18 protein-coding genes are annotated in these 19,170 nt (G+C 42.6%); 12 read left to right on the forward strand and 6 right to left on the reverse strand.

The features are described from left to right. Window positions 1-86: 86 nt before the first annotated feature. From F9817_RS15220 to trxC, 3 genes are all read right to left on the reverse strand, one after another. Window positions 87-1,682, reverse strand: coding sequence for a BCCT family transporter (locus tag F9817_RS15220; protein ID WP_161157020.1), 1,596 nt, complete (start codon window positions 1,680-1,682; stop codon window positions 87-89). Window positions 1,683-2,203: 521 nt separating this feature from the next. Next, window positions 2,204-3,364: an MFS transporter gene (locus F9817_RS15225; RefSeq protein ID WP_161157021.1), complete on the reverse strand. Its 1,161-nt coding sequence runs from the start codon at window positions 3,362-3,364 to the stop codon at window positions 2,204-2,206. 240 nt (window positions 3,365-3,604) lie between these two features. Then, a complete protein-coding gene (gene trxC, locus F9817_RS15230) occupies window positions 3,605-4,039 on the reverse strand; it encodes a thioredoxin TrxC (protein ID WP_161157022.1) in 435 nt (144 codons plus the stop codon). Window positions 4,040-4,443: 404 nt separating this feature from the next. Here trxC and F9817_RS15235 point away from each other — a divergent pair, with 404 nt between their 5' ends. After that, on the forward strand, window positions 4,444-5,532 hold the full coding sequence (locus F9817_RS15235) for a ketoacyl-ACP synthase III (RefSeq protein WP_161157023.1): 1,089 nt from the start codon (window positions 4,444-4,446) through the stop codon (window positions 5,530-5,532). A 100-nt stretch (window positions 5,533-5,632) separates the two neighbouring features. Beyond that, window positions 5,633-7,177 (forward strand): glycerol kinase GlpK, encoded by a 1,545-nt coding sequence (glpK, locus tag F9817_RS15240; RefSeq protein WP_161157024.1) that lies wholly within the window; start codon window positions 5,633-5,635, stop codon window positions 7,175-7,177. 77 nt (window positions 7,178-7,254) lie between these two features. On the opposite strand, the gene F9817_RS15245 is transcribed toward glpK, so the two are convergent. Then, on the reverse strand, window positions 7,255-7,503 hold the full coding sequence (locus F9817_RS15245) for a YgjV family protein (RefSeq protein WP_161157025.1): 249 nt from the start codon (window positions 7,501-7,503) through the stop codon (window positions 7,255-7,257). 399 nt (window positions 7,504-7,902) lie between these two features. Further along, the gene (locus F9817_RS15250; protein ID WP_161157026.1) at window positions 7,903-8,220 is read right to left on the reverse strand and encodes a DUF496 family protein; all 318 of its coding nucleotides are present in this window, start codon (window positions 8,218-8,220) and stop codon (window positions 7,903-7,905) included. Window positions 8,221-8,409: 189 nt separating this feature from the next. Here F9817_RS15250 and F9817_RS15255 point away from each other — a divergent pair, with 189 nt between their 5' ends. The 6 genes from F9817_RS15255 (at window position 8,410) to luxQ (ending at window position 14,840) form a co-directional block, all read left to right on the forward strand. Beyond that, a complete protein-coding gene (locus tag F9817_RS15255) occupies window positions 8,410-8,616 on the forward strand; it encodes a hypothetical protein (protein ID WP_161157027.1) in 207 nt (68 codons plus the stop codon). 69 nt (window positions 8,617-8,685) lie between these two features. Next, window positions 8,686-9,348 (forward strand): YceH family protein, encoded by a 663-nt coding sequence (locus F9817_RS15260; RefSeq protein ID WP_161157043.1) that lies wholly within the window; start codon window positions 8,686-8,688, stop codon window positions 9,346-9,348. A gap of 49 nt (window positions 9,349-9,397) precedes the next feature. After that, window positions 9,398-9,706, forward strand: a complete 309-nt coding sequence (locus tag F9817_RS15265) for a GIY-YIG nuclease family protein (protein WP_161157028.1) — start codon at window positions 9,398-9,400, stop codon at window positions 9,704-9,706. 85 nt (window positions 9,707-9,791) lie between these two features. Then, window positions 9,792-10,940, forward strand: a complete 1,149-nt coding sequence (locus tag F9817_RS15270) for a conjugal transfer protein TraF (RefSeq protein WP_161157029.1) — start codon at window positions 9,792-9,794, stop codon at window positions 10,938-10,940. 216 nt (window positions 10,941-11,156) lie between these two features. Next, a complete protein-coding gene (locus tag F9817_RS15275; protein WP_161157030.1) occupies window positions 11,157-12,260 on the forward strand; it encodes a substrate-binding domain-containing protein in 1,104 nt (367 codons plus the stop codon). A gap of 15 nt (window positions 12,261-12,275) precedes the next feature. Beyond that, window positions 12,276-14,840, forward strand: a complete 2,565-nt coding sequence (gene luxQ, locus F9817_RS15280; protein WP_161157031.1) for a quorum-sensing autoinducer 2 sensor kinase/phosphatase LuxQ — start codon at window positions 12,276-12,278, stop codon at window positions 14,838-14,840. A 132-nt stretch (window positions 14,841-14,972) separates the two neighbouring features. Here the strand turns inward: luxQ and F9817_RS15285 are convergent, their stop codons facing one another. After that, entirely contained in the window at window positions 14,973-15,497 is a 525-nt protein-coding gene (locus F9817_RS15285; protein ID WP_161157044.1) for a hypothetical protein, read from the reverse strand. Between the two features lie 749 nt (window positions 15,498-16,246). Between F9817_RS15285 and F9817_RS24545 the strand changes: the two genes are divergently transcribed. Genes F9817_RS24545 through modC form a run of 4 tightly spaced genes read left to right on the forward strand, consistent with a single transcriptional unit; the run spans window position 16,247 to window position 19,143 of the window. After that, window positions 16,247-16,540: a hypothetical protein gene (locus F9817_RS24545; RefSeq protein WP_161157045.1), complete on the forward strand. Its 294-nt coding sequence runs from the start codon at window positions 16,247-16,249 to the stop codon at window positions 16,538-16,540. A 20-nt stretch (window positions 16,541-16,560) separates the two neighbouring features. After that, entirely contained in the window at window positions 16,561-17,340 is a 780-nt protein-coding gene (modA, locus tag F9817_RS15295) for a molybdate ABC transporter substrate-binding protein (protein ID WP_161157032.1), read from the forward strand. A 25-nt stretch (window positions 17,341-17,365) separates the two neighbouring features. After that, the gene (gene modB / locus F9817_RS15300) at window positions 17,366-18,040 is read left to right on the forward strand and encodes a molybdate ABC transporter permease subunit (RefSeq protein WP_230389850.1); all 675 of its coding nucleotides are present in this window, start codon (window positions 17,366-17,368) and stop codon (window positions 18,038-18,040) included. Next, window positions 18,037-19,143, forward strand: a complete 1,107-nt coding sequence (gene modC, locus F9817_RS15305) for a molybdenum ABC transporter ATP-binding protein ModC (RefSeq protein WP_161157034.1) — start codon at window positions 18,037-18,039, stop codon at window positions 19,141-19,143. Before modB ends, modC begins: the two co-directional genes overlap by 4 nt. Window positions 19,144-19,170: the final 27 nt, after the last annotated feature.

The raw sequence follows: 19,170 nt of genomic DNA on the forward strand, positions 1-19,170 counted from the left end.
TAAGGGATTAACTAAAATTTAACTCTTTAGGATTATCCAAATAAAAAGCCGACTTCGCGTCGGCTTTGTGTTGATTATATCATTTATTAATTGGTTACTGGCGTTCGATATACTGCGTATTCTGATCTTAGCCCCATGATTAAGCTAATACACATTAAAATCAGTACGAATACAAACGGTAGTGCCGTTGCAACCACTCCTGATTGCAGTGCTTGTAAGGCATCTTGACCACCAATCCACAACATAGCTGCAGCAATGGCACCTTCAATACTCGCCCAAAAGATACGTTGTGGGATCGGCGCATCGACTTTACCGCCGGCGGTAATACTATCGATAACCAATGAGCCTGAGTCTGATGACGTAATAAAGAATACTAAAATCAGAGCGATAGAAATCACTGAAATAATATTACCCATAGGTAATTGATCATAGACGTAGAACAGCGTGAGTGAAATGTCAGTTAGGCCTTTCGTGCCGAGTTCGCCCACTTTATTTGCCACTTGATCCAGTGCTAAACCACCAAATATACCCATCCAAATCATAGTGATTAAGGTTGGAATGAACACTACAGCTACCATAAATTCACGTACAGTGCGACCACGAGAGACACGCGCTATAAACATACCAACAAATGGTGACCATGAAATCCACCATGCCCAATAGAACACTGTCCACGCGTGCATCCAGGTTTCATCTTCACGACCGTGTGGGTTACTAAGCGGAATGATCGCTTTCGCATAACCGACAAAGGTGTTCACTAACGAATCCCAAGCAGTGTTATAGGTGACGCCAACAATAAAGATAAATAGGGCAGCCGCAAACATCATGTTGATGTTACTTAATACTTTAACACCACCATCGATACCACGTACGACAGAGCCAATTGCAATTAAGGTAACAAATACAATCACGATAAGCTGCATGCCAATACCACCATCAGTACCGAACACGTAGTTAATACCACTGGTTGCTTGCTGAGCACCTAAACCGAGCGAGGTTGCCAAACCAAATAGAGTTGAAAGTACCGCAATGATATCAATCACATGGCCCAACCAACCCCAAGCGCGGTCACCGAACACAGGATAGAATACTGAGCGCATCGATAAAGGTAAGCCTTTGTTGAAGGTAAAGAAGGCTAAAGCCAGTGCGACTACTGCAAAAATTGCCCAGCCGTGAATTCCCCAGTGGAAAATAGTTGCGCCCATCGCCAAGGATTTTGCTTCTGGTGTGTACGGTTTTACGTTGAGAGGTGTACCGTACCAATCAGTAAAGTAAGCGGTTGGTTCTGCCACTCCCCAAAATAACAAGCCAATCCCCATGCCTGCGGCAAACAGCATCGCTAGCCAAGATGTTGTTGAGTGATCGGGCTGGGCATCACTGCCTCCTAGTCTAATTCGACCAAAAGGAGAGACCATGAGAAAAATTGAGAAGATAAGGAAAAAATTGGTTGCCCACATAAATAGCCCATCAAAGTCATCGATGATGGTGTTTTTCATGTTGTTGAGCGCATCTTTGGCGGTTAAGGGGTCGACGACTAACACAGCCGCAAGAAACAGAATGATTAAACCTGCACTTATCCCAAATACAGGGTTATGAACATCAAACCCCCACTTTTGAATGTTGTCTTGACCGACTTGATAGTCTGTCGTTTCTATACTGTATTTTTTAGATACATTTTCCATATTAGTCACTTGAAATGTTTAGTCATCAATGCATTCGGCCTACTAGTGTTGCGTTAAATGTCCGTATAAAAAACAACAAAACTTAGACCCCGAAGCTTTTTGTGACGTAAATGTTATCAGTAAAAAGGGTTTTAGTGCAAGTTTTAATTGTTGGGTGCTCTATTGGCAAGGTTTGTTAGGGCTTGAAAAGTTATTTAAACATTATGTGTACGAAACATTTTAGTTCTATTTAATGTGGGGCGAGTGAACGTATTGGTTAATAAAAGAGAGAAATTAAAGGATAGTTTAAATTTTATGGGTGAATGTTTTTTTAGTGCTACTCATCGTGTCATCACATGATTGCGCTGACCTGTATTCGTTGATGAGGTTCTTAATTCTACATCTTGAGGCTATTTAGCGTGTTGGTGTTAACCTGCAAGAGTGATAAGAGAATTTATAAAATGGGAATGTTTGGCGTGCACGAGTAATAAAAAAGCCGCATAACTGAATCATGCGGCTTAGTAAAATATGGCGTTGAGCGGTTACTTTCCTGCAACCAACTGATGTTTGGTTTTCACGCTAGCCACCAGCATGTACAAGCAAGTGGCAAGTAAAGTGATAAACAGATATCCCATCACACCTTGATGACCTTGCATAAACCAATCTGCTGCTAAAGGCCCGATAATTGAACCGATGCTATAACAAAATAGCATTGCTTGGGTCGCAGAAACGATGTAGTTAGCATTTAAGTTCAAACATGCTTGGTTGATAGCAATAGGGTACAAAGCAAACGATGCAGCACCGATCAAAAATAAACAGATAGCGAGCGTGACGACGCCATCGTCCAGCATCGCGATTACTGCTGCAGCCGCACCGATGAAACAGAGTAGCGCCATTAGTAGGCTGCGGCCCAAATATTGAGTGAGTTTGGGAATCAATACTTGCACAACCATTGCGCCCACAATCACAACGGCCATTAAGCTTCCAGCTTCTTGGTGGTTAAGACCGCGTTTCATTAATTCTAAAGGCATTAAGCCGTAGATCGCAGCGGTGGTTAATCCAGACACGACTCCGCCGATCAAAGCGGCATGACTCAAACGTGAAATCTGCTTAAATGACATAGTAACGCTTTCGCTAACGTCTGGTTGTACACCTTTCGCTTTTACCAGTGTCATTGCTGCCATGGAAAGCACTATGGCGATGAATACAAAAGGAGCATATCCTTTGATCCCTATTGTAGAGATGCCTAATTGGCCGACGGTTGTCCCCATATAAAGTGCAACCATGTAGATACCAAGACGTTTAGCACGACCGGATTCATTGCCGTGCAATAGCCACGATTCCACCACGACAAAAATGCCAGCGACTGCAATACCGCCAACAAAACGCAGTACCATCCAAGCCCATTCATGAGTAAAGAAAGGCAAAGCTAGCGTGGCGACCATTAATGTCATGAGGCACGCGATAAACGCATTGCGATGACCATAAAGTCTTACGCTCTTTTGCGTGTAGAACGTTCCAAAAAAATTACCGATAAAGAAGGCACTGGCTAACCAGTTTGCGATTTGTTCATTCAAACCATAAATTGGCAGAATAAGTGGAATTAGGCTCATTAAATAGCCTGATGCAACTGCAAATAAAGTTAGTGCGGTCACTGGGATAGCGATCCGAGGTGATGCGGTAATGACATCGGAATTGTTCAACGACTTAGCCTCAAAATAACGTCAAACGACCCCTAGAGTTAAGCTTGTTTGCTTATCTCTGAACTCGTTTTGGAACAGGGAAATGGTTATGATCGGGGCGAATATCGATCTTTTTTTTCCTCGCGTACAACGAAAAATTGTGACCTTGACGATTAAAGATTTTTATTGAAGTGAAAAGTATAGAAATCAGCAAAAAAGTCGGCAAATAGTTAGCATATTATGCCGACTAAACTTGGGAAATTATTTAGACAATGCTTCATCTAACCATTGATCAAAATGGCTTTTTGGTAGCGCACCGTTAATCATGTCTACTCTTTGACCGTTTTTAAATACCATGATGGTTGGAATGCTACGAATTTGGTATTGAGCGGCTAATGCTTGTTGCGCTTCCGTATCAATTTTCACAAAACGCACGGTTCCAGCTCTTTCTTCTGCAACATCACTAAAAACAGGTGCAAATCCAACGCAGGGGTTGCACCAGGTTGCCCAAAAATCGACCACCACCGGCTGGGGGCTGTTTAATAACTCAGTAAAGTTATTGGTTGTGCCTTCAATCGGTGCGCCATCTAATAATGGTGCTTGGCATTTACCACAATTAGGGGAATCACTAATGCGTTCACTGGGAACGCGGTTCATGCCATGGCAAGCAGGGCAGCGGGTGTTAAATGTCGACATACATTTCCTCATTAAGTCATCACAAAGGTATACCCAAGTAACCTCAAGATGCTGTTTCAGCGAGAATGTATTCACTCTTAGGCAAGGCACTGATTTGAAGACATAGTCATTCTACGTTGAAAATCAGTAACACCGCCTAGGAGCGAATAAAAATCGCCCTTTGGGAGCTCATCAATAAACCTATTTCTGCGCTCAATCACGTTAAAAGGGAATGACCATTTCTGCCGTGATTGAGTTTGACCTAGGCTCGTTGATGAAGCTCTGAATCCTGCATTTTGAGGTCATTTGGGTATATAAGTTTGGGGTTTATCTCATCTATCTCAAGTACCAAAGTGTCACATGCTCATATTGCATTCAATCAACTACACTCAACATAATTTATAGAATAGTCAAAAGGAGTGAACATGGCTTTGTTTGCAGAAATCAGTGGGTGGGGAAAATGTTTACCTCCTGCGGTATTAACCAATCAGCAAATCAGCGACTTTCTTGATACCAGTGATGATTGGATAGTCTCTCGCACAGGCATTAGAGAAAGAAGAATTAGCCATGTCGATACGTCTGATTTGGCAACAGTTGCTGTACAACGCGCCATTAGTTGTGCTGGGTTAGATGTGCAGCAGATTGATGTGGTAATTGTCGCGACGTGTAGTCCAGACACCGTTATCCCAAATGTCGCATCAAAGGTTGCACAAAACTTGGGTGTTGAATCGTGTGTCGCATTTGATCTCAATGCCGCTTGCACTGGCTTCGTCTATGGCCTTGAAACAGCAACGAGGCTAATGCAATCGGGACAATACCAACATGCCGTCGTTGTTGGTGCTGAACATTTGAGTTTTTTTATCGATTGGACCAAGCGAGATACCGCAGTATTGTTTGGCGATGGTGCGGGCGCAGTAGTGCTGAGTGCGAGCGACAAAGAAGTGGGGCTGCTACAAAGTTGCATTGGGTGTGATGCAGCAGGCCGAGATATTTTATCCATTCCCAAATTTGGCACCGCGATGCCACGTTTTGATGAGGACAATGGTTATTGGGATTTTAACTTTATTGGCAAAGAAATATTTAAGCGTGCGGTTAAAGGTATGGGAGCAGCGGTTACACAGGTAATAAAGCAGACGCGATGGGAAATACAAGACATTGATCTAGTGATTCCCCATCAGGCTAATTTACGTATTATTCAGACGTTATGCGACCTTTCTGGTATTGCACAAGAGAAAGCCTTTTTAAATATTGAGCATTACGGTAATACTTCCGCAGCAACAGTGCCTATTGCTTTATGTGAGGCGGTGGAGCAAGGCAGAATACAGCCAGGGAATGCGATTTTGCTTGCGGCTTTTGGGGCAGGCTTAACCTGGGGGGCCAGTACTATTCGTTGGGGACAGCGAGTGACACCGTTAGCAAATAGCAATGCTGCGTTAACTCCGTACCACGGCAGTGCGCGTGAACTGTTAGAACAAGCCATCGATGCCTGCCGTGCTTTCCATCAACGGCCATAATTAGAAAGTTTGTGACAGATGGTGGCGTTAGCGCACAGATTTCTAACTAAGTGATTGTTATTTTTGCGCACTTGCGAAAATGTAACTATGGGAAATGTGGATGAGTAACACTGAACAGCCGATTGAACCGAAATATATTGTGGCCCTTGATCAAGGGACCACAAGTTCACGCGCTGTCGTGTTTGATCACGATGGTAATGTTGTGAGTATCTCACAGCGTGAGTTTTCACAATTATATCCTCAATCTGGCTGGGTGGAGCATGATCCACTAGAAATTTATGCAACGCAAAGCTCTACGATGGTCGAAGCATTAGGTAAAGCTGGGATTCGTAGTGATGAAGTTGCCGCGATTGGTGTCACCAATCAGCGTGAAACAACCGTAGTATGGAATAAAGAAACCGGAAAACCGGTTTATAACGCGATTGTATGGCAGTGTCGTCGTACTGCCCACATATGTGAAGCGTTGAGGAGCCAAGGGTTAGCTGATTACGTAGCGCAAACCACAGGTTTGTTGATTGATCCTTACTTTTCAGCGACCAAAATCAAATGGATTTTGGATAATGTTGCCGGGGCTAGAGAGCAAGCGGAACAAGGTAAACTTCTGTTTGGTACGATAGATACCTGGTTGTTGTGGAATATGACACAAGGGCGTGTTCATGTAACCGACTATACCAACGCATCTCGTACAATGCTTTTCAATATCAATACCCTAGAGTGGGATGATACGCTGCTTAACGCATTAAATATTCCCAAGTCAATGATGCCAGACGTCCGTCGCTCTTCCGAGGTATATGGCAAAACCAATATTGGCGGCAAAGGGGGAACACGAATTCCAATCGCTGGTATTGCAGGTGACCAACAAGCGGCACTATTTGGTCAAATGTGTGTTGAACCTGGCCAAGCTAAAAACACGTATGGTACCGGGTGTTTCCTGTTAATGAATACAGGAAATAGCAGAGTTGCATCAAGTCACGGTTTGGTTACTACGTTAGCTTGCGGCTCAAAAGGTGAACCTGTTTATGCGCTAGAAGGTTCCGTGTTTATGGGTGGAGCGTCCATCCAATGGTTACGTGATGAAATGAGGATGCTAACCGACGCTAAAGATTCAGAATATCTAGCGACTAAAGTTGATTCATCCAATGGCGTATACGTTGTCCCAGCCTTTACTGGTCTGGGAGCACCTTATTGGGATGCCTACGCGCGCGGTACTATTGTCGGAATGACACGCGGGACCAATCAAAATCACATTATTCGTGCGACATTAGAAAGTATTGCGTATCAAACGCGAGATGTGATTGATGCGATGCAAGCGGATTCAGGCATACAACTACAAGCGTTACGAGTGGATGGTGGTGCGGTTGCCAACAACTTTTTAATGCAATTTCAAGCGGATGTACTCGATACAGAAGTACATCGTCCGAAACTCACTGAGGTAACGGCAATCGGGGCCGCTTATTTAGCTGGATTAGCAGTTGGATTTTGGAAAGATCTGTCTGAATTGACGGGTAAAGCTGAGATCGAGCGTTCCTTTGTTCCGCATGATGATGAGCAGAAACGGCAAAAGCGTTATCGTGGCTGGAAGCGTGCGGTTAAATGTGCTCAGGCGTGGGCAAGTTTGGCCGATGAAGAGAACGATGAAGTTTAAGGTCATGGTGTTAAATGAAACAACACCCGGATGACCGGGTGTGTTTCGTGTGCAGAACTTTGTAGGGTAGAACGGTACTATGCAGTTTGTTCTATGTCTGCTTTTGCTTGTTGTTTCATTTTTGCTAGGTAGTAGATGTTAACAACGGCGATGAATGCGTTCGTTGCGACTACTGGCCAAGCGCCAATCACGCTGCCATAAATACAGAAAAGTACACAACCGATAAAGTTGAAAACGCGCAGCTTGGCAATGTCTTTCATCGTTAATGAGATAGCGACCATAATTGATGCCGCATAACCCATCACTTCAATAATGTTCATGTCCATGTGAGACCCTTTAAATTGTCCGAATAAGTACTACGATCGGACCAATCCTCTCTTCATGAGAATTCTAAGGTGGATACCACAAGGTATCTGTTCCCTGCCTCGAATGGTCTGTCTGGCTATGGCACTGATCATCGACAGTTGCTTTAAGCAATCAATGCATCAATGGCCTTAATGAGTGCGGACTATACCAACATAAAAAGTGTGATTAAAGCCACAATTTCCCTGTTCGAGATAGGGATCGATTGCGCAAACGTTTATTTGATTTTCTTGGATGAGAATTCAGCGCTATGGGAGGTCATTTGGGTATAGCAGATATATAAATGAAAAAAACCCGCACGAAGCGGGTTTGTTTTAGAGCTAGTTATTTAAAGTTAAACAACTGATTAGCAAAGCCAAGAATTATTTTTTACCTAGGTTTGCTTGTTTGTCTTGTTCTGTTAGCTCGCGAATGCGGCGGCTAAGTTCACGACGTTCTTTAGAAATCTCTGCGCTCTTAATGATGTGGTCATCAACACGATCTTCGTAGTCTGATTTCATGTTTTTAATGATGGCGAACAGCTCTTCTTGAGTCATGTCCGGTTTGATGTAATCAATCAGGTTTTCTAGAAGATCGACACGTTTACGGTTGTCACGAACTTTTTTCTCGTTGTCGTAAAGTTCACGTTTTAGTTTATTTTTACGGCGAGCCAGGCTTACGATTTCAAATACGCTATTCATAGGTCCTTCTTCCTATAATGTCTTTTACTGTCAATGATTAAATCACATAGTGTTCTATCAGAACAGCTTTTAGATCAAACCTAACAAGGACTTGACCAATAATTAAACAGTCGAATGTGATGTAGGTTGTACTTCGTTAATAATGCGCTATATCATGGAGCCAATTTATGACGAAGCTATGATTTCATTATGCACCATTCCGACATAGTTGTTTCAAGACACAATAATCAAGAACAGACACAACAGCAACCACAAACCAAGACAAAATTAAGTTCTGCTTATAAAGCCGAACGAGAAAGTTTAGAAACGATCGAAATTGAATTGAATCGCTCTAAAATTGTCATGGTCGATGAAACTGGGAAAATCATTAAGTTTCCTCTGTCGCAGGAGCATTAGGCGCTTAACACTTTTATTAGGGCTAGCGCATCGCTGCTAAGCCATTCGACAATATCAGAAGGGATAATGATGAATATCGAGTTAACACCACTTCAAGCAAGAGTGATTGGTTGTCTCATCGAAAAAGAAGTAACCACTCCCGATTATTACCCATTGAGCCTCAATAGCTTAACGACAGCATGTAATCAGAAAAGTAATCGAGATCCTGTGATCTCCGCTTCAGAAGCTGAGATTCAGGATACAGTAGAAAGCTTAATTGCTTTGCGTTTAGTCAGTGATGAAAGCCAATTTTCAAGCCGTACACGCAAATATCAGCACCGTTTTTGTAATACTGAGTTTGGTAACCTACAACTCACTGAGCAAGAGAGAGGGATTGTGTGTTGTTTGCTGCTGCGTGGACCACAAACGCCGGGCGAATTACGCACACGGACCAACCGCTTGTGTCAATTTAGTGATGTTAAACAAGTGGAAGCTGTGCTAGAGCATATGGCCAATGGTCATAAAAGTGGTCAGTTAGTTGTAAAACTAGCTAAAGAGCCCGGTAAACGAGAAGCGCGGTACCAACACCTATTCAGTGGTGAGGTCAGCGAAGAGCTGCTGTCCGTTGCAAGTGAGTCAAGTCCAGCAATCAGTAGTGATGAACTTAGTCTTGTGCAACAAGAGGTTGCGGAGCTAAAAGAACAAGTTGCGCAACTTCAAGCGCAAGTACAACAGTTGCTGGCTGAACAGTAACAATGAGTGTGACAGAGGTTGTCGCCTCTGTCAGCACTTGAGGCGTCTCATGGAAAAAACGCAAAGCCGATGGTGGGTTTATCTCATTCGCAATCGTAATAATGCCCTCTATTGTGGTATCACTACAGATGTTCAGCGCCGTTTTCAGCAACATGTCCGTGGCATAGGGGCAAAAGCCCTCAAAGGTAAAGGCCCTTTGAGTTTGGAATGGCACGCCTATGTGGGCGAAAGTCGCAGTGACGCTTTAAAGGTAGAGTGGAAAATTAAACAGCTGACGAAAGCCAAAAAGGAGCAATTAATAAAAAACGATGCGTTGCTCTCGATCTTAGAAACTAAAACGAGATCAAATTCACAGTAAAACGTCTTGTCACGGAACTTTTGTCACCAATAGACGGAAGCCTATTAATCTTATATCGAGCCAATGACAATAAGGTTAATAGGATATGAAAACCTCACTTAAACTTGCTGTAATAACAGCCACAACACTGGCATCGGTGCCGACTGTCTATTCTGCAACTTGGGTTGCTGACGCCCGTGGCAATGCGATGGGGAATACTGGTGTTACAACTGCTGATTATCTTCTCGCTCCATTCTACAATCCTGCGCTAACTGCCGTTTATAAAGATGTCGACGATGTCGGAATTTTGTTACCTGGTATTAGCGTTGCTGCTCGTGATACCGATGAAAGCTTGAGCACTATCGATGATATTCAAGATGCCATTGATGACTTTGATGAAAGTGCCACACAAAGCAATATCAATGACCTGAATGGTTATCTTGATGATTTAGATGGGAATTCGCCTTTGACTGTTGATGCTAATCTTGGTGCCGCTATTGCTCTACCCATGGAGTCACTTTCATTAAACCTGTTTGCTCGCGGCTATGCTGAAATTATTGCCACTCCAGACGTGGCAGCGAAAACGGGCACCGATGCAGCCTCAACTCGAACTCGTTATGAAAATTCTGAAGTTAATTTAATCGCATTTGGATATACGGAAGTCGGGATTGCACTGGCAAAAAAATTGGCAATTGCGGGTCAGACGGTCGCTGTGGGGATCTCTCCTAAAATACAACAGATACGCACGTATAAAGAGACAGTGACTGTCGAAGACTTTGATCTCAGTGACTATGATGAAAGTGAAAAAAAGAAATCGACACTTAACTTAGACCTTGGGGCGGCGTGGTTAATAGAAAATTATCGTGCGGGAATTGCGGTAAAAGACCTTTTTGCTCAGAAAATTAAGACGTTCGATGGTGAAAATACTTATCACCTCAATACCCAAGTCACGGTTTCTGGTGCTTATGTTACGCCGTTCTTTACCGCAGCGGTTGATATGGATCTAACCAAGCAAAAACGTTATGAAAGCAGTGGTGATGATACGCAGTTTCTTCGTCTCGGGATTGAAGGCGATGCTTGGGGCTGGGCCCAACTGCGTGCCGGATATGAGATTGATATGAAAAATAATATCGATGATTCATTTACTGCCGGTATCGGAATAAGCCCTGGAGATGTGGTGAGTATCGATGTGGCAGGCACTTACGCTGGAGAAAATCAGATGGGGGTTTCGGCCAATCTCGCGTTCACTTTCTGAGAACGTGCAAACGTTCCCGAATGTTAATAGAAAAAGTGCTAGCGTAGTCATAGCGGAGGACAAAGTTTTTTGTGCTCCGCACTATCATTTAGTAGTGATATGTTTCATAATTCCAACTTAACCGAATCCCTTGTACATCAATGGGTAAGTCGCTTGTTAATCAGCGTCGATCATATTGGCAATACTGCTCAAAGATATCACTATAACGAGAGCTGAATGAAAAAAAGCGTATTGATTTCTTTTTTGCTAGGTACTTTAGTAGCAATTTCATCTCAAGCCGTAGCATCTCAAGTACTGAAAGGGTACTGGCACTATCGAGAATTCCTCAGTGCCCATTCCACTCAAGAAATGTTAACCAAAAAGTTATCGGAAACGGTGCGTGAAACGCCGGTCGCTCTCAGTATCCCCCAAAAGAAAGTACTCACTATCTCGGTTGTTTTTCCTGGGCAACAGGTTTCCGATTATTGGGTGCGCAATATTAAGGCGTTTGAAATGCGCCTTAACGAATTGGGTATTCGTTATAAACTGAATCAGGTGTTTACCCGTCCAGATGAAAATGCACGGCAGCAAAGTTTATCCTTAATGGAAGCTCTGAAGAATAATTCCGATTATTTGATTTTTACGCTTAACAGTGCGCGTCACCGTAAGTTTGTTGAGCACGTATTACAGGCCTCAACAACCAAATTAATTTTGCAAAACATTACGACGCCGATTAAAGCATGGGATGAACGACAACCATTCATGTATGTCGGCTTCGATCATGAACTAGGGACTGAGCGGCTAGTCGATTATTACCGCCATAAGGAGCCTGCAGGGAGCCGTTATTCTGTGCTGTATTTTACAGAAGGTTATGTGAGTGCTGCCCGTGGTGATACCTTTATCGAAGAGATGCAGTCGCAAGGCCGTTATCAATTAGCGTCTTCTTATTACACCAAAGGAACGGAAGAAAGTGGTTATAAAGCGACATTGAATATGGTGAAAAAGGCACCGGATATCAAGTTTATTTATGCCTGCTCAACGGATGTGGCGTTAGGAGCGGTGAAAGCGCTTAAAGAGTTGCATCGTCAAGATATTCTACTTAACGGGTGGGGCGGTGGTTCAGCAGAACTTGATGCCTTAAGTAAAGGCGATTTAGACGTGACAGTCATGCGTATGAATGATGATACCGGGGTTGCCATGGCTGAAGCTATCAAATGGGATTTAGAAGGCAAAGTCGTTCCAACAGTTTATTCCGGTGATTTTGATGTCGTGACAAAAGATGACAGCCAAGACCGCATTCAACGTCTTGAAAAGCGGGCATTCCGCTATTCAGATCAATAATATAAGGTCGTTTTAGTGAGTATAAGAACGGGCATGGTAAGACCAAAAAAGCGCATTGCTAACTTTATTAGTTACGCAATCGTTGTGGTATTGGGAGCACTTACCTTAAGCGTCTTATTCCAGAGTTATCAAATTAGTAGTCGTTTGATGTCACAAGAGGTCAAACGGACATCTGGACAAACGGCCAACTTGATTCAGAGTTTATTTAATTTTCGCCTAGCGAGTGTACAAATTCATCAGGATAGTAGTGCACAGAGTCAAAGTTTGATTGAGGCGTTGGAGTCAAAAAATCCAGTTAACGTAGACCAATATTTCGTGAGTGTGGATCAGTTAGAGTTGTCTAACACACCAGATATACGCTTTATTACCACGATGCAAGGGCTCGCTTGGGACGATGGTAATGCTCAATTCTATGGTATGGAGAAAAAGCAGTTAGACAATATCATTCGCAAAGTAGCGTTTAATAGTAACTGGCATCTACTCTCTTCGCCATCACAGTTAGATAAAACCTATCTCTTAGTACGACGCTCACCTCTAATTAATCAAAAAACCGGTGAAGTTGCTGGCTTTCTGTATGTAGGTATTGTGTTAAACAACAACTATGCGTTAGTTGAGACGATGCGTGATGGCAGTAATTCCCAAAACTTGGTGCTGACGGTTGGTAAAAAGGTCATTACTTCGACTTTAAATGGTAATGAACCCTATCGTGAAGCCGATGTCATTAAATCGGGCTTAAGCGATACACTTTATAACCGAAATATGGTGACTCGTGCGCCTTTAGAAGTGGAAGGTGTCCCGACGTATTTGACCGTTTATTCTGTACAAAATAACCAGAATGCGCTGAGATTACGTGATAACTACTATTTCTGGATGATTTTCGCGCTCGTCGCGATGGTGATTGTTGCAGGTATTACTCGCTGGTGGTTGCAACGGCGCATTGAGTCTGAAATTGATGGCTTAATGACCTATACCCATCAAGTCGCTGATAAAGGGAGTAAAAATCCTTTTCCTGGCTCCACTATTTACGAATTCGACCATTTTGGGCGCACTCTCGAACACACCTTTATGCGCTTGGCAGAGCAAGAGAAACAGTTTGAAGACCTGTTTAACTTCACTGCTTCACCTACCATACTTTGGTGGCCTGATGGGCAGTTGATTAAAATGAATCCATCGGCGCGTAAGCAGTTTATTCGCCAGTATGATGATGAAACGTTGCTGTTTTCACAATTGGAACAACAGTTATTGCCGAACATTTCTGAGGCTGCGAAAGGTTTTGTCATCAAATCCGTTAATACGGAACTGGGAGGAAAGATGTTCCGTTGGAACCTTTCACCTATCGAAGTCGATGATAAGATCGAATCGATCATAGCCCAAGGTCATGATGTTACCAGTATTACTGAGGCTGAAAAACAGAGCCGAATTGCTCGTAAAGAAGCAGAAGAGTCGGCTCGTTTGAGGGCCGATTTTCTCGCAAAAATGAGCCATGAGCTACGCACTCCTCTTAACGGTATATTGGGGGTATCACAGCTCTTAAAGAGAACTGTGACCGATCAGGAGCAAATCGAGCAAGTTAATGTACTTTGTACCAGTGGCGAACATTTACTGGCTGTACTTAACGATATTCTTGATTTCTCACGCTTGGAGCAGGGGAAATTCAGAATTCAAAAAAATGAATTCCGTTTATCTGAAATGCCAGGGGCATTAACACGTATTTATCAGCCACTGTGTAATGAGAAGGGGTTAAATCTTAACGTTCAATCAAACTTTAATGAATCTGTTATGGTGTATGGCGATCAAGTCAGGATCAATCAGATTCTATTTAACTTATTGAATAACGCGATTAAATTTACCCACCATGGTGAAATAGGCGTTGAATTAGAGTTGGTTAAAAATTCTTCGACTTCACGGATCAAAGTGGTGGTAACCGATACGGGGATCGGCATTCGTGAGGCAGACTTACGTATTATCTTCGACCCCTTTATGCAGGCAGAATCGACCACAACACGAGAATATGGCGGTAGTGGATTAGGTCTGGCGATTGTAAAAAGCTTGGTTGATATGCTGGGGGGAACAATCGATGTCCATTCCCAGCCTGGGCAGGGGACTCAATTTACCTTTGAAATACCACTTGAGGTATTAGCTAATCAAGCGAGTGTGTCACCCAATATTAGTGCTGATGTGCAATATAGCCTTTTTGATGAAACGTTAACGGTGTTGTTGGTGGAAGATAACCATACCAATGCGTTTATAGCGCGCGCTTTTTGTAAGAAATATGGCTTGAATGTTGATTGGGTAACCGATGGATTACAGGCGATAGAAAAAGTACAAACCAATCACTACGATTTAATTTTAATGGATAACCAATTGCCATATTTAGGTGGTATTGATGCGACGATTAAGATTAAGCAGGAATTGAAATTAGATGTCCCGGTTTACGCTTGTACTGCGGATGGGATGGAAAGCACTCGAGATGCATTTATGAATGCCGGTGCTTCTTATGTTTTAGTTAAGCCAATTAAAGAAGCAAGCTTACATAAAGCACTTACGCACTTTAAACAGCAACATAATATGGCCAAATAACCTCATGATCCTGTTTTAGAGCGAATGTATGTGTTTTCAGACAAGGCACATCGTTGAAGATAGACTGATGTATTCATGAGATAAAAATGCCTCAGATTTGAACTGAGGCATTTTTGTTAGCAATAAGATTGTTTAAAAGCCGAAACGAACACTAATTGCTATTTGTGGCCCCCAAATCCCAGCATTACGGCTTTCTAAAGCAACGGAGAGTTGATCTGTTGAGTGGAAACGTAAACCAGTAATAAATACGGTACTTGTTCCCAGTCGGCCCAGTCTTACACTACCTTCAAACTGGTCTGAAATCCAAATCCGGGTTCCAACGCTGATTTCCACTTCTGTCGTATCATCACCGCCATCTTCATCATCTTCGCGTATCTGGTGAAGCATCGCTTCACCAAAGATATCCGCGAAATTACCAAATGGGCCGTTAAAACCCATCCCCGCGGCTAGATCCCAGTCCTTACTAAATTTGGAATCACCACGTACTATAAAATGCGAATTATCAGTGTAGTAAGTACTAAATTCCACTCCAGAAGATTGAGGTCCGACGGTCGTGCGAACTTCCAAAAAGTTATAATCAAAATTGTTGGCCGACGCGACGGTCGGAAGTGCACAGGCAATACCGAATAGACTAACTAGCTTTAATTTTTTAAACATAATGGGCATTCGTCCTGATTGCATAATTCCCCTCATCCACAAAACCATTAACAATAAGAGTCACTATCAAGTGTGTTCTCCATTTTATTATGCAGAAGTCAGGCCAATCTTATTCTCAATAATAAAAATGCGATAATGTTGCTGCTTACGTGTTAATTAAGTAGATACAAAATACAAAGACTTGCGTTTTGCATAGCCTCTATCAAATCTAGTTCATTTTCCTGTGGTTTATAGGACAAAATCAATGATGGATGCCAAATAACTCAATAAAAAATAAGATTATTGAGAATATTTTTGTCAATAACTGTAGTAATAACCCTCCGGATTGTTTTAATGCATAGAAATGAAATGTGCGTCTCTCAAATAAAAAACGAAATAGTGCAGGGTAGAAAATCTGATATTGGCAAAAGTGTTTTAGTGGCAGCAGCTTGTCGAGTTTTAGTGAACGGCTCTCTCATGCGGATGTGAGCGATTTTATAGCTTCATAAACCTATATGAGATGAGCCGTCTTATTTGCCCGAGCGAAGATGGGATAAAGAGATTGAAATACATCTCATATTTGGCGAAGAAGTAGCCTAAATTTGTGAGGGGGAGCAAGTTTTTGGATATTAAATTTTTGATCCACGAGGGAGTAAAACGAAAAAGAGAGTCGTCAATAGCTAGGACTATTACCTATAGAAATCGCATTAACCACATAAAAAGCACTGAAATATTCGCTAGGTATAATGAATTTAGCTGGAAAATAAGCCATAGTTCAGGGCTATGAAATTCATGTTAGGAATACTAAAACGGCGAAAGGTTCGAATTTGCAATCATTAATTACGCTTGAAAAGTCACAAAAAGATGGTGTAATAGACGAATGTAATCAAGTACTTGGTACTTACTTACACGGTATCTTCGACTCCATAGTATCTACCCAACTGATTTCTTTGTGGGTAGGAGCCTGTTCGATCCGACGGCATGATCATCTCGCAGCGCGAAAGTATGCGATTGATCGGATTACAGATTGTGTAAAAACACATCTGAGTCTTGACTTCATTTAGCCAAATTTAACGGATATCTCATGAAAAAACTCGTATTTTTAATCAGTGCTGCACTGGTAGCTGCGCCCACTTTTGCTAAAGATCAACTTCATGTTTACGCGGCTTCTTCAATGACTAATGCGGTAAATGACCTTGCGGCAGATTATGAAAAAACGCACCCTAACGTCGATGTTGTACCTGTATTTGCCAGTTCTTCTTCATTAGCTCGCCAAATTGAACACGGTGCGCCTGCTGATATTTACTTATCAGCAAATGAAAAATGGGTTCGTTACCTCATTAAAAAAGACATTGTCAAACTAGACCATGTGAACTTGGTAGCGGGTAACCAACTGGTATTGATTGAACCAGTTAAAGAACATATCAAAGCCTTTGATGTTAAAAATAAAGGTGAGTGGAAACACCTATTATCAGAAACGCGTATGGCAGTAGGTAATACCGGTTCTGTACCTGTAGGCATGTACTCTAAAGAAGCGCTAGAGCATCTTGGTGTATGGAAAACCGTTGAACCTAAACTGGCTCAGGCTAACAACGTTCGCCTTGCTCTTGCATTAGTTGAACGTGGAGAAGCTGATTTAGGGATGGTGTATAAAACGGATGCTGTCCTTACCAAAAAAGTGAAAATCATCAGTACGTTTGATCCTAAATTGCATACAGCAATCCATTACCCTTTAGTTCAAATCAGTGACAGTGCAGACGCGGCTGATTTTGCTAAATTTGTACAATCCGATGCGGGTAAAAAAGTGTTAGATCAATACGGTTTTAATACTCACTTAGGAAATGCGAAATTTGCTGCTAAATAACCTAGGTTTTCTCAGCGACTACGAGATGACTGCGTTACTGTTAAGCCTGCGTGTGGCAGGCTTTACCGTATTGTGGTTACTTCCTTGTGGTTTAATTCTAGGATGGTTATTGGCTCGCAAAGAGTTTTTTGGCAAAGGTTTACTCGATAGTATCATTCACCTGCCGATGGTTTTGCCACCGGTAGTCGTCGGTTACTTGTTACTGATCAGTATGGGTAAGCAGGGTTTTATTGGTCATTGGTTTGAATCTTGGTTCGGCGTTACGTTTAGTTTCAGTTGGCGTGGCGCTGTATTAGCGTGTTCAGTGATTGCGCTGCCGCTCATGGTGCGTTCAATTCGTTTGAGTATTGAAAACGTGGATACCAAGTTAGAACAAGCAGCAAGAACGCTTGGTGCATCGCCATTAAAAGTCTTTTTTACTATTACGTTACCATTAACTATTCCCGGTATTATTACAGGCGTCATGCTCTCTTTTGCGCGTAGTTTAGGTGAGTTTGGTGCGACAATTAGCTTCGTTTCGAATATTCCCGGTGAAACCCAAACGATTCCACTCGCGATGTATAACTTTTTGGAAACACCTGGTGCTGAAATGGATGCTGCGCGCTTATGTGTGGTATCAATAGTGATCGCTCTGGTCTCTTTGTTTATCTCTGAATGGGTAAGTCGCCGTATGAAAAAACGGTTGGGGGTAAACCGATGAGTGAACTCAATATCCAATTTCATAAGCAGTTAGGTGATACGGTTTTTGACATCGATATTCAATTACCGAATAGAGGCATTAGCGCTATTTTTGGTCGCTCTGGTGCAGGGAAAACATCACTGATTAATGTCATCAGTGGATTAGTCGGTCCAGACAGTGGAGAGATTCAAGTCAAAGACCGCTGGTTATTTAGTACCAGCCGTCGAGTGAACTTGCCAATTGAACAGCGCAGAGTCGGATATGTGTTTCAGGAATCACGCTTGTTTCCGCATTACACCGTAAAAAGCAATCTCAATTATGGGGTGAAACATCAAGATCCTAAGTATTTTGAATCTATTGTTGAACTATTGGCGATTAAACCATTACTTGACCGTTACCCTAATGCGTTATCTGGCGGAGAAAAACAGCGTGTTGCGATTGGCCGAGCACTGCTATCTCAACCCGATATACTGCTGATGGATGAACCGTTGGCTTCGTTAGATTTACCACGTAAACGTGAAGTCATGCCATTTTTAGAACAGCTGGCTGATACGGTAAATATTCCGATTTTATATGTAACGCATAGTCTCGATGAAATTTTGCGTTTAGCGGATTATCTAGTGCTGATAGAGAATGGGAAGGTCGTCAATGCAGGGAACGTGGAAGCAGTTTGGAGTTCTGAAACGATGCGCCCTTGGCACGATATGAGTGAGCACAGCACTTTATTTGCCGGAGAGATTCATCGTCAACATGAGAATTATACGCTCACTGAGCTGCGTTTGGCTCCAAATGTTCCATTATGGGTACAACAAGTTCAAGGTGAGTCAGGAACCGCGATACGGTTGCAGATCCGCGCCAATGATGTCTCGATTGTAACGGAAAAACCAGAGCAAACGTCGATTCGTAATATTTTGCCCGCGACGATTCAACAAATTGAACATCGGATGCAACCTGAAGGGACGCGCCATGTAGACATCAAATTAGAGTTAGCTCCTGACTGCTTTTTATGGGCAACCATCACGGAATGGGCGTTAGATGATTTGCAGTTAAGTGTCGGTCAGGCTGTTTACGCTCAAATTAAAGGGGTGAGTATCACTCAGCAAGATGTCGCTGTAACCCGTTGAAAGATATTCAATAAACTATCAGCTAAT

The sequence above is a fragment of the Vibrio eleionomae genome (assembly GCF_009874545.1).
GTDB lineage: Bacteria > Pseudomonadota > Gammaproteobacteria > Enterobacterales > Vibrionaceae > Vibrio > Vibrio nitrifigilis.

What these genes read in the sequence shown, in the direction of transcription:
- glpK (WP_161157024.1), top strand. Translation starts at nt 5,633, where the DNA reads ATGAGTAACACTGAACAGCCGATTGAACCGAAATATATTGTGGCCCTT.
- F9817_RS15235 (WP_161157023.1), top strand. Translation starts at nt 4,444, where the DNA reads ATGGCTTTGTTTGCAGAAATCAGTGGGTGGGGAAAATGTTTACCTCCT.
- F9817_RS15265 (WP_161157028.1), top strand. Translation starts at nt 9,398, where the DNA reads ATGGAAAAAACGCAAAGCCGATGGTGGGTTTATCTCATTCGCAATCGT.
- F9817_RS15245 (WP_161157025.1), bottom strand. Translation starts at nt 7,503, where the DNA reads ATGGACATGAACATTATTGAAGTGATGGGTTATGCGGCATCAATTATG.
- F9817_RS15220 (WP_161157020.1), bottom strand. Translation starts at nt 1,682, where the DNA reads ATGGAAAATGTATCTAAAAAATACAGTATAGAAACGACAGACTATCAA.
- F9817_RS15285 (WP_161157044.1), bottom strand. Translation starts at nt 15,497, where the DNA reads ATGTTTAAAAAATTAAAGCTAGTTAGTCTATTCGGTATTGCCTGTGCA.
- F9817_RS15250 (WP_161157026.1), bottom strand. Translation starts at nt 8,220, where the DNA reads ATGAATAGCGTATTTGAAATCGTAAGCCTGGCTCGCCGTAAAAATAAA.
- modB (WP_230389850.1), top strand. Translation starts at nt 17,366, where the DNA reads ATGACTGCGTTACTGTTAAGCCTGCGTGTGGCAGGCTTTACCGTATTG.
- modA (WP_161157032.1), top strand. Translation starts at nt 16,561, where the DNA reads ATGAAAAAACTCGTATTTTTAATCAGTGCTGCACTGGTAGCTGCGCCC.
- modC (WP_161157034.1), top strand. Translation starts at nt 18,037, where the DNA reads ATGAGTGAACTCAATATCCAATTTCATAAGCAGTTAGGTGATACGGTT.
- F9817_RS15275 (WP_161157030.1), top strand. Translation starts at nt 11,157, where the DNA reads ATGAAAAAAAGCGTATTGATTTCTTTTTTGCTAGGTACTTTAGTAGCA.
- F9817_RS15255 (WP_161157027.1), top strand. Translation starts at nt 8,410, where the DNA reads ATGCACCATTCCGACATAGTTGTTTCAAGACACAATAATCAAGAACAG.
- F9817_RS15270 (WP_161157029.1), top strand. Translation starts at nt 9,792, where the DNA reads ATGAAAACCTCACTTAAACTTGCTGTAATAACAGCCACAACACTGGCA.
- F9817_RS15260 (WP_161157043.1), top strand. Translation starts at nt 8,686, where the DNA reads ATGAATATCGAGTTAACACCACTTCAAGCAAGAGTGATTGGTTGTCTC.
- trxC (WP_161157022.1), bottom strand. Translation starts at nt 4,039, where the DNA reads ATGTCGACATTTAACACCCGCTGCCCTGCTTGCCATGGCATGAACCGC.